16 protein-coding genes are annotated in these 14,262 nt (G+C 59.7%); 8 read left to right on the top strand and 8 right to left on the bottom strand.

Features of this window, described 5'->3' with window-relative positions; translation table 11 throughout:
* Positions 1–5: 5 nt before the first annotated feature.
* From lptB to AB5Y80_RS02435, 5 genes are read right to left on the bottom strand one after another with little or no spacing between them, the layout of a single operon-like run.
* Positions 6–731, bottom strand: coding sequence for an LPS export ABC transporter ATP-binding protein (gene lptB / locus AB5Y80_RS02455; RefSeq protein WP_010675872.1), 726 nt, complete (start codon positions 729–731; stop codon positions 6–8).
* A gap of 12 nt (positions 732–743) precedes the next feature.
* Entirely contained in the window at positions 744–1,262 is a 519-nt protein-coding gene (gene lptA, locus AB5Y80_RS02450) for a lipopolysaccharide transport periplasmic protein LptA (protein WP_368172505.1), read from the bottom strand.
* The gene (gene lptC / locus AB5Y80_RS02445) at positions 1,249–1,809 is read right to left on the bottom strand and encodes an LPS export ABC transporter periplasmic protein LptC (protein ID WP_039040473.1); all 561 of its coding nucleotides are present in this window, start codon (positions 1,807–1,809) and stop codon (positions 1,249–1,251) included. Before lptC ends, lptA begins: the two co-directional genes overlap by 14 nt.
* Positions 1,806–2,360 (bottom strand): 3-deoxy-manno-octulosonate-8-phosphatase KdsC, encoded by a 555-nt coding sequence (kdsC, locus tag AB5Y80_RS02440; protein ID WP_042864828.1) that lies wholly within the window; start codon positions 2,358–2,360, stop codon positions 1,806–1,808. The genes lptC and kdsC overlap by 4 nt, the downstream gene beginning before the upstream one ends.
* Complete coding sequence (locus AB5Y80_RS02435) at positions 2,360–3,355, bottom strand: KpsF/GutQ family sugar-phosphate isomerase (RefSeq protein ID WP_029314845.1); 996 nt, start codon at positions 3,353–3,355, stop codon at positions 2,360–2,362. Before AB5Y80_RS02435 ends, kdsC begins: the two co-directional genes overlap by 1 nt.
* A gap of 206 nt (positions 3,356–3,561) precedes the next feature.
* Here AB5Y80_RS02435 and mlaF point away from each other — a divergent pair, with 206 nt between their 5' ends.
* Genes mlaF through murA form a run of 7 tightly spaced genes read left to right on the top strand, consistent with a single transcriptional unit; the run spans position 3,562 to position 8,083 of the window.
* Positions 3,562–4,362, top strand: coding sequence for a phospholipid ABC transporter ATP-binding protein MlaF (gene mlaF, locus AB5Y80_RS02430; protein ID WP_029314846.1), 801 nt, complete (start codon positions 3,562–3,564; stop codon positions 4,360–4,362).
* Positions 4,362–5,141 carry a lipid asymmetry maintenance ABC transporter permease subunit MlaE gene (gene mlaE, locus AB5Y80_RS02425; RefSeq protein ID WP_010675878.1) on the top strand — a complete coding sequence of 260 codons (780 nt, stop codon included), beginning with the start codon at positions 4,362–4,364 and terminating at the stop codon, positions 5,139–5,141. The genes mlaF and mlaE overlap by 1 nt, the downstream gene beginning before the upstream one ends.
* Positions 5,142–5,148: 7 nt before the next feature.
* Entirely contained in the window at positions 5,149–5,646 is a 498-nt protein-coding gene (gene mlaD, locus AB5Y80_RS02420) for an outer membrane lipid asymmetry maintenance protein MlaD (protein ID WP_010675879.1), read from the top strand.
* Positions 5,647–5,648: 2 nt separating this feature from the next.
* The gene (mlaC, locus tag AB5Y80_RS02415) at positions 5,649–6,281 is read left to right on the top strand and encodes a phospholipid-binding protein MlaC (RefSeq protein ID WP_039040470.1); all 633 of its coding nucleotides are present in this window, start codon (positions 5,649–5,651) and stop codon (positions 6,279–6,281) included.
* A complete protein-coding gene (locus AB5Y80_RS02410) occupies positions 6,278–6,550 on the top strand; it encodes a lipid asymmetry maintenance protein MlaB (protein ID WP_010675881.1) in 273 nt (90 codons plus the stop codon). Before mlaC ends, AB5Y80_RS02410 begins: the two co-directional genes overlap by 4 nt.
* Positions 6,550–6,807: a BolA family iron metabolism protein IbaG gene (gene ibaG, locus AB5Y80_RS02405; RefSeq protein ID WP_010675882.1), complete on the top strand. Its 258-nt coding sequence runs from the start codon at positions 6,550–6,552 to the stop codon at positions 6,805–6,807. The genes AB5Y80_RS02410 and ibaG overlap by 1 nt, the downstream gene beginning before the upstream one ends.
* Positions 6,808–6,826: 19 nt before the next feature.
* Positions 6,827–8,083 (top strand): UDP-N-acetylglucosamine 1-carboxyvinyltransferase, encoded by a 1,257-nt coding sequence (gene murA / locus AB5Y80_RS02400; RefSeq protein WP_368172489.1) that lies wholly within the window; start codon positions 6,827–6,829, stop codon positions 8,081–8,083.
* An 80-nt stretch (positions 8,084–8,163) separates the two neighbouring features.
* Here the strand turns inward: murA and pmbA are convergent, their stop codons facing one another.
* Positions 8,164–9,507: a metalloprotease PmbA gene (gene pmbA / locus AB5Y80_RS02395; RefSeq protein ID WP_010672690.1), complete on the bottom strand. Its 1,344-nt coding sequence runs from the start codon at positions 9,505–9,507 to the stop codon at positions 8,164–8,166.
* Between the two features lie 114 nt (positions 9,508–9,621).
* Here pmbA and yjgA point away from each other — a divergent pair, with 114 nt between their 5' ends.
* Positions 9,622–10,146 (top strand): ribosome biogenesis factor YjgA, encoded by a 525-nt coding sequence (yjgA, locus tag AB5Y80_RS02390; protein WP_010672689.1) that lies wholly within the window; start codon positions 9,622–9,624, stop codon positions 10,144–10,146.
* A gap of 86 nt (positions 10,147–10,232) precedes the next feature.
* On the opposite strand, the gene AB5Y80_RS02385 is transcribed toward yjgA, so the two are convergent.
* Both AB5Y80_RS02385 and tmaR read right to left on the bottom strand, forming a co-directional pair.
* Complete coding sequence (locus AB5Y80_RS02385; RefSeq protein ID WP_368172488.1) at positions 10,233–13,316, bottom strand: transglycosylase domain-containing protein; 3,084 nt, start codon at positions 13,314–13,316, stop codon at positions 10,233–10,235.
* A gap of 213 nt (positions 13,317–13,529) precedes the next feature.
* Complete coding sequence (tmaR, locus tag AB5Y80_RS02380; protein ID WP_010672687.1) at positions 13,530–13,847, bottom strand: PTS system regulator TmaR; 318 nt, start codon at positions 13,845–13,847, stop codon at positions 13,530–13,532.
* Between the last annotated feature and the right edge of the window lie 415 nt (positions 13,848–14,262).

Here is a 14,262-nt window from a genome sequence, read left to right as displayed (position 1 = left end):
CCTTACTATAGACTGAATTGATCGCCCAAATAGACGCGCTTGACCTGCTCATCGGCGAGGATATCGGCCGGCGCGCCCTCGGCAATCATCTTGCCGTGGCTGACGATGTAGGCCTTCTCGCACACATCCAGCGTCTCTCTGACGTTGTGGTCCGTTATCAGCACACCCAACCCGCGTTCTTTCAGATGCTGGATGATCTTTTTGATATCGATGACTGAAATAGGATCAACACCTGCGAAAGGCTCATCGAGCAGAATGAATCTCGGCTCTGCCGCCAGCGCCCGGGCGATTTCCACCCGGCGCCGCTCCCCACCCGAGAGGCTCTGACCCAGGCTGTCGCGGATATGGGTGATATTGAACTCTTCCAGCAACTGTTCGACCTTATCCTCCCGCTCTTCGCGGCTCAACCCCTTGCGGGTCTGCATGACCCCCATCAAGTTGTCGAACACCGACAGGCGCCGGAAGATGGAGGCCTCCTGGGGCAGATAGCCGATGCCATTGCGGGCACGGATATGCATGGGCTGCAGGCTGATGTCCTGCTCGTCGATGGTGATGAGGCCGGCATCTCGCTGCACCAGGCCCACGATCATGTAGAAGGAGGTCGTCTTGCCCGCGCCGTTCGGGCCGAGCAGGCCCACGATCTGGCCCGTACCCACCTCCAGGCTCACATCGCTGACCACCATGCGGCGCTTGTAGCTCTTTTGCAGACCCGTTGCTTTTAACACTGCCATGGCTGTTGTTTCCTACTTCTTCTGATCGGCGGGTTTGTCAAAGTTCTCCACCTGATCCGGCAGGAACACCGTCTTGACGCGCTGGGTGGGCCCCTTGCTCTCGGCAATCATCTTCTGCTTGACGATGTCGTAGCGAATGAGATCGCCGGTCACCTGGCTGTCTTCCTGCTTGAGCTGGCCATTGCCGGTGATGGTCACCAACCGGTTCTTAAGCTCGTAGCGGATGCTGTTGCCATGGGCATTGACCGGTTTGCCGTTGTCCAGTACCTGGAAGAAAGTGGCTGGGTTGCCATACGCGGTCATCACCTCGGCGCCCTTGTCGCCGGAGCGGATCACCACCACCTTGTCGGCCTTAATCTTGATGGTGCCCTGGGTGATGATGACATCCTCGCTGAAGGTGATGCGGTTGTCCTGCATCTCGGCCACCTGCTTGACCGCATCCACATAGACCTTATCGGCGAAATCGGACTCTTTGGCATTCAGGGAACCGCACAGCAACAGGGCCGTGAGGGCCAGATTAACGTTTTTCATTGAAATAAGTGGCATGGCCTTTATCCAGTAACTCGAAATATTTACGTTCCAGGTGACCCTTGAGGCCAACGCCCTCGGTCTGGAACTCCTGGCCCACAATGCTGATGTGCTGGTTGCTTCTCATCCCCTGCGTCACCAGATCCAGCTCCAGATAGGAAGTATCCAGCGTGGAGATGAAGGACGCGGGCAGCAGACCGTCCAGATGCACCTTGTCACGGAGGATCACATTGTCATCGGTGTTGAGCACCCCGGTTTCGGCCGTCAGCTTCCATTCGGCCGCGCCCTTGTCATCGAACATGTAGACCACCGGCTTGGTGAAAGTGGCCTGCTCGAGTACCTGGTAGTACTCCGCATATTCGGATTCCAGCCGCTCGGTGCGCTTGCCCTGCTCGTTGAAACGGGTCGTCACCAACTCTCTGGCGGTGAAGTCCGGTTGAAAATTTTCCGTCTTGGTGGTCGGCTCGGGGACCAGCTCGATCTCCCCCAGCTGCCAGGCCGCCAGCGCAGCCAGAAACAGCAGGCCGAACAGCACAGTCTGTTTGTTCATCGCGACGCCTCGGGTTGATAGTCAGCCAATCCCTGGGCCTGCAAGATCAGGTCGCACACCTCGCGCACGGCCCCGACGCCACCGCCAAGCCGCGTCACCAGATCCGCCTTCGCCAGCACAAGCGGATGGGCATCGGCAACGGCGATACCCAGGCCGCAAGCCTGCATCACCGGCAGATCGATGGTGTCATCTCCCATATAGGCGGCTTGCGATGCATCCAGCCCGAGCTTGGTCAGCAAGGCCTCGAAGTGGGGCAGCTTTTTGTCTGCCCCCTGCACCAGGTGCTGGACTCCCAGACTCTTCATGCGATCGCTGACGATGCGGGAGTTTCGCCCCGTGATGATGGCAATCTCGATGCCCGCATTGAGCAGGGCACGCATGCCGGCACCGTCACGGGTGCAGAAAGTCTTCAGCTCTTCGCCGTTATTGCCCATATAGATGAAGCCGTTGGAGAGCACCCCATCCACATCGCACACCAGCAGGCGGATCTGCGCCGCCTTCTCGTACTGGCTGCGCGTCACCGGACCATAGAGGGTCGGTACGTCTTGCATCAAATTACTCCGGCTTTCAGCAGGTCATGCATGTTGAAGGCACCCAGCGGGTGTCTCTCCCCATCCACGACCAACAACCCGTTGATTTTCCTGGTTTCCATCAGCTTGACGGCCTCGGCAGCCATCATCTCAGGCCCTACGGTAACACAGTTCACCGTCATGACGCGGCTGATGGGGGTGTGATGAATATCCACCTGCAGGTCCAGAATGCGGCGCAGGTCACCATCGGTGAACAGACCGGCAAGCAGCCCTTGATCGTCCACCACCGCCGTCATGCCGAGCCCCTTGCGGCTCACTTCCAGCAGCGCCTGGCTGATGGTGGCATCTATCCCCACCTTGGGCAACAGCTCGCCGCTGTGCATCAGATCGCCCACTCGCAACAGCAACCGCTTGCCGAGGGACCCGCCCGGATGCGACAGCGCAAAGTCATCGGCGGTGAAGCCACGGGCCTCCAGCAGGGCCACGGCCAGCGCGTCCCCCATCACCAGGGTGGCGGTAGTGCTGGAAGTCGGGGCCAGACCGAGGGGGCAGGCCTCTTTCTCCACCTTGATGCACAGGTGCACGTTGGCCTCTTTCGCCATGGTGGAAGCCGGATTGCCTGTCATGCAGATGAGTGGAATGCCGCGGCGCTTGAGCACCGGCAGCAGGGCCAGGATCTCGTCGCTCTCGCCGGAGTTGGAAATGGCGATGATGAGATCCCCGGCTGAGATCATGCCGAGATCCCCGTGGCTCGCCTCGCCCGGGTGCAGGAAAAAGGCGGGCGTTCCCGTGCTGGCCAGGGTCGCGGCAATCTTGTTGCCGATATGACCCGACTTGCCCATGCCGGTCACCACTATCTTGCCGCCACAGCGCAGCACCATCTCGCAGGCGCGCTCGAACGCCTCGTCAAGGTACTGGTAGAGTCCATCAATGGCTTGTTTTTCTATGTCCAGCACCGCTCGGGCGCTGCGACGGAAATCGAACAATTCAGACACTTTTTCAGGCTTTACAGACATAAAGGCACAGCTCCGGGCCGAAATTTGCTGCGGGATTATAAAAAAGTCTGCCGAGATAAGCGAATCGGATGCGGAATGGGCGGTCATTGACGCAGGTTGTTACATAAAACTGTCGCGTACTTGGGGGGGAAACCCGCTCAATAGTTGTTCCTCGCTGTTGCTTAGACCTAGACTAGCCCATAAAATTCGCTCTTCATTTATACCGGATGGACAATTGTTTGAACGATGACCTGATCACCATCTCCGACCTGACCTTCAGTCACGGGGATCGGCTGCTGTACGACAGGATCAACCTGACCATTCCCCGTGGCAAGGTCACCGCCGTCATGGGTCCGAGCGGGATCGGCAAGACCACCTTGCTGCGCCTGATCGGGGGCCAGCTCAAGCCTGAGTCCGGTCACATCCTGTTTGACGGGGAAGACGTTCCCACGCTCTCCCGTTCACGCCTGTATGAAGTGCGGAAACGGATGAGCATGCTGTTCCAGAGTGGCGCATTGTTCACCGGCATGACCGTCTTCGACAACGTGGCCTTCCCGCTGCGGGAGCACTCCGGCCTGCCGGAAGAGCTGATCCGCACCATCGTCATGATGAAACTGCAGGCTGTCGGTCTGCGCGGGGCGGCCAAGCTGATGCCGTCCGAGCTCTCCGGTGGCATGGCGCGTCGCGCGGCCCTGGCGAGATCCATCGCGCTGGATCCGGATCTCATCATGTATGACGAGCCCTTCGTGGGGCAGGACCCCATCACCATGGCGGTGCTGGTGAAGCTCATCAAGGAGCTCAACGATGCCCTCGGCATCACCTCCGTCATCGTCACCCACGACGTGAAAGAGGTGCTGAGCATCGCCGACTACGCCTACATCATCGCCAACCGCAAGGTAGTGGCACACGGCACACCGGAGCAGCTGCGCGAGGAGCACAATCCCGAAGTCGAGCAGTTCCTCAAGGGATTGCCCGACGGTCCTGTTCCGTTTCATTTTCCGGCAGGTGACCTGCTACAGGATCTGTGATGTTGACAAGTCAGATAAGCAAGCTGGGCCGCAGCGGTGTGCGTTTCATCAACGCCGTCGGCCGGGCAACCATCATGCTGTTTCATGCACTGGCAGGACGGCCCCAGCCACGCAAGCACTTCCCGCTGCTGGTGCAGCAACTGTATGTGGTGGGAGTGCAATCCGTCGCCATCATACTGGTGTCCGGCCTCTTCATCGGCATGGTGCTCTCCCTGCAGGGTTACAACGTATTGAAGGATTTCGGCGCAGAGCAGAGCCTGGGGCCTCTGGTTTCCCTCTCCCTGCTCCGTGAGCTGGGCCCTGTGGTCACAGCCCTGCTGTTCGCCGGTCGTGCGGGCTCCGCCCTCACCGCCGAGATCGGCCTGATGAAGGCCACCGAGCAGCTCTCCAGCCTGGAGATGATGGCGGTCGATCCGCTGCGTCGGGTCGTGGCGCCCCGCTTCTGGGCCGGAGTCATCAGCATGCCGCTGCTGGCCTTCATGTTCAGCCTGATCGGCATCTTTGGCGGCAAGCTGGTTGGTGTCGACTGGCTGGGGGTGGACGAAGGCAGTTTCTGGTCCGCCATGCAGGCCTCCGTCGACTGGCAGGACGACATCATGCAGGGCGCCATCAAGAGCCTGATCTTCGCCCTGGTGGTGACCTGGATAGCGCTCTTCAACGGCTATGATGCCAAACCGACCTCGGCCGGGATCAGTCAGGCGACCACCCGTACCGTGGTTCACTCATCCCTGGCCGTGCTCGGTCTGGATTTTATACTCACCGCAGTCATGTTTGGATAAGGGAAAGATGAAGTTCAGCAAAGTAGAATTTCTGGTTGGCGCCTTCATGCTGGCTGGCATCGCGGCCATTCTGGCATTGGCACTGCAAGTGGCGGGATTGAGTTTCAAACCGGAAGGAGAAACCTATACCCTGCGCGCCCATTTCGATAATATCGGCGGCCTGAAAGTGCGCTCGCCGGTCAAGGTCGGCGGCGTCGTCGTCGGTCGTGTCAGCGACATCACCCTGGATCCCAAGAGCCAGGTCCCCATCGTTTCCCTGCAGATGCAGAAGAGTGCCGGCGAGTTCTCCGAGACCAGCACCCTCTCCATCCTGACTTCTGGCCTGCTCGGTGAGCAGTACATCGGTCTGGCACCGGGGTTCAGCGATGAGGAGATGGGCACCAGCATGCTCAAGGATGGCGACATGATCGAAGACACCAAGTCCGCCATCGTGCTGGAAGATCTGATTGGCAAGTTCCTCTACAGCCAGTCCTCTCCGGCCAACACACCCGCAACCAAGGAGTAACCATGTTCAAGAAGATCGCCCTGATGCTGGGTCTGATGACCAGCATGCTGTTCTCCCTCGTCGCCCGTGCGGATGTCAACACTTCGGACCCCTATGCCCTCGTGGATCAGGCCGCCCAGCAGACCTTTGCCCGCCTGAAAGCCGATCAGGCCCAGGTAAAGAGCAACCCAGATCACCTGCGCGTCATCATCCGCGAGGAGCTGCTGCCCTACGTGGACAACCGCTTCGCCGCCTACAAGGTGCTCGGCAACCAGATCAAACAGACGACCCCTGCCCAGCGTGACGCCTTTGTGGACGTCTTCACCGAGTACATGGTGAGCTCCTACGCCGACGCCCTGGCACACTTTGACAAGCAGACCGTCAAGGTCCAGCCCGGTAAAGCCGCCGAGAGCAACATCACAGCCGTCAACGTCAGCGTGAAAGAGGCCGGCAAGCCGGACATCTTCCTCGAGTTCAAGCTGCGCAAGAACAACAAGACCGGCGAGTGGAAAGCCTTCGACATGGTTGCCGAAGGGATCAGCCTGCTCTCCGCCAAGCAGAACGAGCTGGGCGGCCTCATTCGCCAGAACGGCATCGATGCGGTGATCGCCCAGCTGCGTGAACACAACGCCAAGCCGCTGGTGATCAAGTCATGATCCTGAGCGGTGACTTGCAGGCCCCGCAGGTCAACGATCTGTGGCAACGCCGCGCCGACTGGTGGCAGGACGACCGGCTCGAACTCGGTGCCGTCACTACCCTGGATTCCGCCGGCCTTGCCCTGCTGGTCAAGTGGGCCAAGGCGGCACTGGCACGGGGTGCCACTCCGACACTGGTGGGTGCCTCCAACGATTTCCATACACTGGCCAACCTCTACGGGGTGGCCAGCCTCTTTCATTCAACCCCGCTCACAACTGAGGACTCATAATGCAAGTCTCTGAAATTGAAGCGATACTCCTCGAGGCTTTGCCATTGTCCGAAGTCCATGTCAAAGGGGACGGCAGTCACTACCAGGTGATCGCCGTCGGCGACATGTTTGACGGCATGAGCCGGGTCAAGAAACAACAGGCCATCTATGCCCCGCTGATGGACAAGATCGCCACCAACGAGATCCACGCTCTCTCCATCAAGGCCTATACCGACGCCGAGTGGAAACGCGAGCGTAAATTCCAGCTGCCCTCCTGATTTGGTAAAGAAGTAAACCATGGACAAATTCAAGATCACCGGCCCCTGCACCCTCTCCGGTGAAGTGACCATCTCCGGCGCCAAGAATGCCGCCCTGCCCATCCTGTTTGCCACCCTGCTGTGTGACGAAGAGGTTCAACTCTCCAACGTACCGCGCCTGAAAGACGTGGGTACCACCCTCAAGCTGCTGGAGATGCTGGGCGCCACCACCAAGGTCAACGGCAACGTGACCGTGCTGACCGGCGCGGTAAACAATCATGTCGCCCCCTACGAGCTGGTGAAGACCATGCGTGCCTCCATCCTGGCATTGGGCCCGCTGGCAGCCCGCTTCGGTGCAGCAGACGTCTCCCTGCCCGGCGGCTGTGCCATCGGTGCCCGCCCGGTCAACCTGCATGTCCACGGCCTGGAGCTGATGGGTGCGAAGATCGTCATCGAAGAGGGCTACATCAAAGCCCGCGTCGACGGCCGCCTGAAAGGTGCCCACATCCTGATGGACATGGTTTCCGTGACCGGTACCGAGAACCTGATGATGGCCGCCACCCTGGCTGACGGTCGCACCGTGATCGAAAACGCCGCCCGTGAGCCGGAGGTGGTCGATCTGGCCAACTTCCTCAACGCGCTGGGCGCCAAGATCCAGGGCGCGGGCACCGATACCCTGACCATCGACGGCGTAGAACGTCTGCACGGTGGCAGCTACAGCGTGCAGCCCGATCGCATCGAGACCGGCACCTTCTTGGTGGGCGCCGCCGTGACCGGTGGCAACATCACTTGCCGCAACACCGACCCCAGCCTGCTGGAAGCCGTACTGGTCAAACTGGAAGAGGCTGGCGCCCTGATTGAAAAGGGTGACGACTGGATCACCCTCGACATGACAGGTCGCACCCTGAAACCTGTCACCATCAAGACCGCCCCCTACCCGGCGTTCCCGACCGACATGCAGGCACAGTTCACCGTGCTGAACGCGGTCGCCCAGGGCACCGGCATGGTCACCGAGACCATCTTCGAGAACCGCTTCATGCACGTGCCCGAGCTGGTTCGGATGGGTGCCGACATCGAACTGCAGGGCAATGTGGCCATCTGCCGCGACACCCAGCAGCTCAAGGGTGCCCAGGTGATGGCGACCGATCTGCGCGCCTCCGCCAGCCTGGTGCTGGCCGGCTTCGTGGCCGAAGGGGCCACCATCGTCGATCGCATCTATCACATCGACCGTGGCTACGAAGACATCGAGCACAAGCTGCAAGGCCTGGGTGGTCGCATCGAGCGCATCAAGGAATAAGCTGGCTTCACCATGAGCCGACCATAAAAAGGCCCCCTCGCCAGGCGAGGGGGCCTTTTTCATGGCCGGGACGGAGGGGATCAGTGCCCCGCCAGTTTCATCTGCTCGACCAGTACGGAGCCGGTCTTGAGGCTGGAACGCTCATCCTCATCACTGCCCACCGCCACGATATGGCTGAACATGTCGGCTAGATTGCCTGCAATGGTGATCTCCTCCACAGGATAGAGGATCTCTCCATTTTCAACCCAGAAACCGGCTGCGCCGCGGGAGTAATCACCATTGACGATGTTGACCCCCTGCCCCATCAGCTCGGTCACCAGCAGGCCGGTACCCATCTCCTTGAGCATGCCCTGGAAGTCCTGGCCGGTATTGGAAACCTGCCAGTTATGGATACCCCCGGCATGGCCCGTGGTGGTCAGGCCCAGTTTGCGGGCGGAGTAGGAGGTGAGCAGCCAGCTCATCAGCTCGCCGTTGCGGATGATGTCCATGTCGCGGGTGCGAACCCCTTCCCCGTCGAACGGGGTGCTGGCAAGTCCTCCCGGCAAGTGGGGGAACTCCTGGATGGTGAGCCACTCGGGCAGGATCTGCTTGCCCAGTTTGTCCAGCAGGAAGCTCGACTTGCGATAGAGGTTGCCCCCGCTGATTGCCATCACCAGATGGCCCCACAGACCGGCAGCGGTATCGGGGTGGAACAGCACAGGGGCATGGCGGGTGCTGATCTTGCGAGCCCCCAGGCGGGAAACAGTGCGCTCCACCGCCTCGTCAGCGATGCGCTGGGGGCTCCACAGCCCGTCCAGGGAGCGGCTGGAGGAGTAGCCGTAGTCGCGCTGCATGTCGCCATCCTGCTCGCCGATCAGTACGCAGCTCAGGGAGTTGCGCGACGCCGCATAACCTTTGACGAAGCCGTGGCTGTTGCCATAAACCTTGACGCCCAGGTGGCTGGAGAAACTGGCTCCGTCAGAGTGCTTGATGCGGGCATCCCGTCCCAAGGCCAGCCGCTCGCACTCGATGGCCAGCGCGATGCCACGCTGGGGATCCAGCTCGATTTGGTGGCACAGTTGCAGGTCCGGGGCATCCCAGGCCAGCAGGTCCGCATCCGCAAGACCGGCGCAGTCATCGGGAGAGGTATGGCGGGCGATCTCCATGGCCGCTTCCACAGCGGCGCGAATGGCCGGCTTGGTCAGATCCGTGGTGGAGGAGGAACCCTTGCAACCGTCGCGATAGACGGCGATGCCGAGTGCGCCATCCTTGTTGAATTCGATGCTTTCCAGCTCGCAGCCCCGGGTGTTCACCGAGAGGCCGGTCTGTTTGCTGATGGAGACTTCGGCAAGCCCGGCGCCCAGCCCTTTCGCTATCTCAAGGGCCTCGGCGACCACGGCCTCGAGATGGGATTGATCCTGGCGGATTTGATCTTGCTGGTCCATAACTCACATCTGTATGAAGGGAAGGAAAGGGGCTAAGCATATCAGACCCCTGCGCCCAGCGGGAGAAGCTGGTAACATATCCGCCAAACGTGAATGACAGGAATACAGAGACCGATGAGTCAATATCAAGACGACAACGAGTGGGAAGACTGGGGCCCCAGCAAGAGCCAGCTCAAGCGTGATGCCGAGGCCTTGCAGAAGATGGGGGAAGAGATCGTCTCCCTGAGTCACAGCGAGCTGGAGAAGATCCCCCTGGATGAAGAGCTCGCCGAAGCGGTCGAGCTGGGTCGCAAGCTCAAGCCGAAGAAGGATGAGTCCTTCCGTCGCCATCTCCAGTTCATCGGCCGTCTGATGCGTAGCCGCGATGTGGCCCCCATCGAAGAGGCCCTCTCCATCATCAAGATGCGTCACTCCACCGTGAACGCCCGCCTGCACCGCCTCGAACAGTGGCGCGAGCGGCTGATCACCGAAGGCGACAGCGCCCTCAACGAGCTGATGTCCCAGTTCCACGAGTTGGATCGCCAGAAGCTGCGTCAGCTGATCCGCACCGCCAACAAGGAGCGGGAGCTGAACAAGCCGCCGGTAGCCTATCGCGAGATGTACCAGTACCTGCGCGGTGAAATTGAAGATCTGTTGTAAGTGATGACTCACGTCCGCCTCAGGGCGGCGTGCAGTACACAATCAAACGGGGCCGAAATGGCCCCGTTTTTTCATGCGATTTCCGCTCAGCTGCCCGCCATGCACTGGGTGTGAGTAGCGGGTTGCAGATAGGGGACCAGCAGGGGGGCCATCCCCTTGAGCACCTGTACAGGCAGCGCCGACGTGAAGCGGAACTTGTCGGACTGGCTGCCGGGTACATAGGCCGTCAGCGTGCCGAAGTGATCATCCCCGATGTAGAAGACGAAGGTCGCAGTCCGGTTGCGAGCCAGTGAACTGGTCACATTGCCGTAGCGACCCACCGTCTCGATCCGGTTGTCCCCGGTCCCCGTCTTGCCCCCCAGGGCCAGGACAGTACCATCCTGCAAGGCGAAGGCCCCGGCGATGCGCCGCGCCGTCCCCCCTTCCACCACCTTGGAAAGTGCATTGCGCAAGGCGTTGGCCACCTCGGCAGGCATCACCCGTTCCCCCTGGGTGTTCGCCGGCTCAAAGACGGTGGCGAAGGGGGTCCCCTTGGCAAAGGAGAGGTGCTCGATGCGCAGGGTCGGTGCACGAATGCCGCCGTTCTGGATGATCCCCATCAGCTCGGCCAATGCAGCAGGACGATCGCCCGAGCTGCCCAGTGCGGTCGCCAGGGACGGAACCAGGTGATCGAAGGGGTAACCCAGGCGAGCCCAACGCTGATGGATGTCGAGGAAGGCCTCAACCTCCAGCATGGTGCGGATCCGGCTATCCCGGGCACTGCGATGACGGGTCTTGAACAGCCAGCTGTAGACCTCCTGACGCTCGTCACGGCTGGCGGTTACCGCCTCGGTAAAGGTGGCCTTGTCAAACTCCTTGAGATAGGCAAGCAACCACAGCTCGAGTGGATGCACCCGTGCGATATAACCTTGATCCGGCAGAGAATATTTGCCGGGGCCGTAATTGGTATAGAGCTGCTCTATGCGCTTCTCGGTCAATTTCTCCCGCGGCAGGCGCTTGGCCAGGAAAGCGGCAAAGTCGGCCTGGGAGGCTTCCGGCATCAGATAGCGATGCACGGCGGCGAGACGCACCGCGCTGGGTTTGAGACCATCGAGGAAGGTATCGAGCTGCTCTTCTGCACTCTTGCCACGATATTTGCGCCAGAACCTCAGCAGATAGGTCTGGCCCTCTTTGTCAGCAAACTTGGCCAGGTACTCGGTACGGCGAGGATCCCTGTCATCTTTCAACAACTGGGCACGATTTCCCTCCTTGTAGAGGCTGTAGCGGACGATGTCCCGCATCAAGCGCACGAAGGGCAGGTTGATGGATTCCCGCAGCGCATCGCGAATGGGCGGGATGCGGCCGTTGTCTTCCTTGCGGAAGTTGTTGAAGGTGTGCATGCCACCACCGGTAAAGAAGCCTTCATAGGGGCTTGCTGAATACTTGCGGTCCAGCGCGGCCTCCAGCATCACCGGCAGGCTTCTGTCCTTGGTACTCATCAGATAGGCGATGGCCCAGCGGCTGATGTTGTCCTGATCGGACACTTCGATCTTTCGCAGGCTCTCCACCGGCATGTTGCCGTAGCTGTCATGCAACTCGGTGACAATCTCGAGATAGGTCGTCAGCACCCGCAACTTGGCGGTGGATCCCAGTTCAAGCTTGCTGCCCTCATTGATGTCGAACGGCTGGTCCGTGTTGTCGGTCTGCACCCTCACCTTGACCCCTTCCGGCGTCTTCTCGAACAGGGTAAAGCTGTACTTCACATCCCCCGTTTTCTCCGGCGAGAGCAGGCGCTCACCAAACAGGCCCACCTGGGCTGCGAATGCAGGGTCTGCCAGTTGCTGCAGATAGCGTGACACCTCGTTCTGCAGCGGCATATTGAGGGTGGTGTTGGCCGTCAGATCCATGCGGTCCAGATCATAAAGCTGCACCCCGAGCTGACGACTGAGACGAGTGCGAGCCACCTGCAGCCCCTTGTTGTTGTTGACTCGAGTGATGGCTGGTGCCTGCAGGAAATCGCGGAAGACCAGCTTGGCCTTGAGAGCCGACTCCATCAGGGGGGGCGTGATCATTCCCTCCTGCACGAAGAGTCGCAGATAGCTGTCTGTCAGGGTAGACAGTGCTTCTCTACCCTGCGCTAGGTAATAGGAAGGACGGCGGTGGGCGATCATCAGGGAGACAACCTGGCGCAAGGCAAGGCCCTGCTCGGCCAGGGTAGAATCCTGGTTGCGAGCGGCATCCAGCAGTCGATTCACCTCATCGACATTGGCGCCAAACCAGACCCAGAGGCCATCACCGAGACCGTGCACCTCGCCATAACCGGGCGCCGCAGAGAGCGGGACCGAGTTGAGGTAGGCCCAGGCAACCAGCTTGCGGGCCTCCAGGGTCTCGGGCCCCAGCCGATAGGCACGAACGCTGGCCGAGACCATTTGGCGGATCTTCTCGGTCGGCGAAACGGTCAGTCCATCAGGAGAATGACGATATTTCTCCACCTGGGTCGCCAGGGTGCTGCCGCCAGCGGATTGATCTTGCATATCCAGCGCCTTGCCCACCTGAGACAGCGCAGCCTTGGCAAAGCGCGGCCAGTCTACGGCCGGGTTGGCCAGCGGTTCCTTGTTGCTCAGGAGCTCACGGTTCTCGATAAACAGCAGAGACTGGATGACCAAGGGCGGTATGGCATTGAAATCCGGATAGTAATGAGTCGGATACTTGTACTGGTAGAAAGGTTCTGCACGGCAGTCATAGAGTGTCAATCCTGCCTGGACCTTCTCGGTATAAGGCACGAAGAAACCGTGGCTGGCGTAGTTGTAGAGCGCATCGGAAAAACGGACCTGTTCGCTCACCTGGTAGCCACGCTGAACGAGACGTTCCTGGATCATGGGCATCAGCACATAACCGAGTCGCTTGTCGAACGGGCCGTCGTCGGGGAAGGCTATCTGCTTGCTGGGGCCGGGTTCGAGCTGATAGGTCAGGGTGGCCGCATAGCGGGAGATCTCCTGTGACTGCAGTCGGGAGGTCTTCATTTCATAACCCACCAGGGCGATCACGGCAGCCAAGCAAAGCAAGAAGATAAAACAGAACAACCAGCGCCACCAGGGTCGGCGTTTACGCGGTTGTTGCCCGTCCGCATTAGGTACGGATGAATCCTGAGATGCCACTTTATTTGAATCCGTCTGTTTTGATGCGCCCATATCAGCCCCACCATGGTTGCGCAATTTATTGTCTTTCAATCAAGCTTAGTCGTTTCAAGTCAAGGGCTTGAAATCTATTGACCGCTTTGCAGCGATGTTAACAGGGCGATTGTGAAAATGGGAGCCGATTGTTGCAACGCGGCAAGAGATCCGAGCTGCGCCATGAAAATGAAACACCGGCCAGAGGCCGGTGTTGACGAGAGCGGGGTGGGGTTATTTGCTGGTGCTCATACTCTTCAGCTTGGTACTCAGCTCCTTGCGCTCCTTGGAAAGCTCGGCATTTTTGATGATATGGTCATCTACGCGCTCTTCATAATCGGTCCGCATGTTGGCGATGATGGCCTGAACCTCGTCAATGCTCATGCCGGGTTTGATATAGTCACTCAGGTTGTCGAGCAACAGTACCCGCTTCTGGTTGTCACGGATCTTTTTCTCGTTGTCCGCGATTTCACGCTTGAGCTTGTTCTGACGACGGGACATACGCACATATTCCAGCACATCGTTGAAAGTTGACTTGTTTACTTGTTCCATATCGGTACCACTGAGTGAAGGTGAATGAAAACAGGCGGAGAGTCCCATACCAGAAAAAGAAACCGAAACCATGGCACGGGCAAACCCGGAATGCCCCTTACTCTACCGAGTTATGATTCAGATACAACCCCAATCGCAGCGCGGGCGGCGGGTTTAGACAGAACGGCTCCGACTGGGTTATTACGCTAAAAATGATGAGAACGGAGAGAGCCAACATGTGGGTTCAATGCGGCCAGAGCAGGCGCAACTTTTTCCGGTACAGGCAACAAGTGAACGACGAACAGCACCATAGTGCCCGCTTGCACTCCAGTGAGTGGCTGAATTTCAGGCAATAAAAAACCCCGCTCGAGTGAGCGGGGTTTCTTGTATTGGGTGCCTGGCAGTGTCCTACTCTCGCATGGCGAATGCCACACTA

Source organism: Aeromonas sp. R2-1 (assembly GCF_040908425.1).
GTDB lineage: Bacteria > Pseudomonadota > Gammaproteobacteria > Enterobacterales > Aeromonadaceae > Aeromonas > Aeromonas caviae.
This window is presented reverse-complemented; position numbering and strand designations above follow the sequence as displayed.

Excerpts from the sequence above, each read along its gene's own strand:
- lptB (WP_010675872.1), bottom strand. The coding sequence starts at position 731 with ATGGCAGTGTTAAAAGCAACGGGTCTGCAAAAGAGCTACAAGCGCCGC.
- lptA (WP_368172505.1), bottom strand. The coding sequence starts at position 1,262 with ATGAAAAACGTTAATCTGGCCCTCACGGCCCTGTTGCTGTGCGGTTCC.
- lptC (WP_039040473.1), bottom strand. The coding sequence starts at position 1,809 with ATGAACAAACAGACTGTGCTGTTCGGCCTGCTGTTTCTGGCTGCGCTG.
- kdsC (WP_042864828.1), bottom strand. The coding sequence starts at position 2,360 with ATGCAAGACGTACCGACCCTCTATGGTCCGGTGACGCGCAGCCAGTAC.
- AB5Y80_RS02435 (WP_029314845.1), bottom strand. The coding sequence starts at position 3,355 with ATGTCTGTAAAGCCTGAAAAAGTGTCTGAATTGTTCGATTTCCGTCGC.
- mlaF (WP_029314846.1), top strand. The coding sequence starts at position 3,562 with ATGGACAATTGTTTGAACGATGACCTGATCACCATCTCCGACCTGACC.
- mlaE (WP_010675878.1), top strand. The coding sequence starts at position 4,362 with ATGTTGACAAGTCAGATAAGCAAGCTGGGCCGCAGCGGTGTGCGTTTC.
- mlaD (WP_010675879.1), top strand. The coding sequence starts at position 5,149 with ATGAAGTTCAGCAAAGTAGAATTTCTGGTTGGCGCCTTCATGCTGGCT.
- mlaC (WP_039040470.1), top strand. The coding sequence starts at position 5,649 with ATGTTCAAGAAGATCGCCCTGATGCTGGGTCTGATGACCAGCATGCTG.
- AB5Y80_RS02410 (WP_010675881.1), top strand. The coding sequence starts at position 6,278 with ATGATCCTGAGCGGTGACTTGCAGGCCCCGCAGGTCAACGATCTGTGG.
- ibaG (WP_010675882.1), top strand. The coding sequence starts at position 6,550 with ATGCAAGTCTCTGAAATTGAAGCGATACTCCTCGAGGCTTTGCCATTG.
- murA (WP_368172489.1), top strand. The coding sequence starts at position 6,827 with ATGGACAAATTCAAGATCACCGGCCCCTGCACCCTCTCCGGTGAAGTG.
- pmbA (WP_010672690.1), bottom strand. The coding sequence starts at position 9,507 with ATGGACCAGCAAGATCAAATCCGCCAGGATCAATCCCATCTCGAGGCC.
- yjgA (WP_010672689.1), top strand. The coding sequence starts at position 9,622 with ATGAGTCAATATCAAGACGACAACGAGTGGGAAGACTGGGGCCCCAGC.
- AB5Y80_RS02385 (WP_368172488.1), bottom strand. The coding sequence starts at position 13,316 with ATGGGCGCATCAAAACAGACGGATTCAAATAAAGTGGCATCTCAGGAT.
- tmaR (WP_010672687.1), bottom strand. The coding sequence starts at position 13,847 with ATGGAACAAGTAAACAAGTCAACTTTCAACGATGTGCTGGAATATGTG.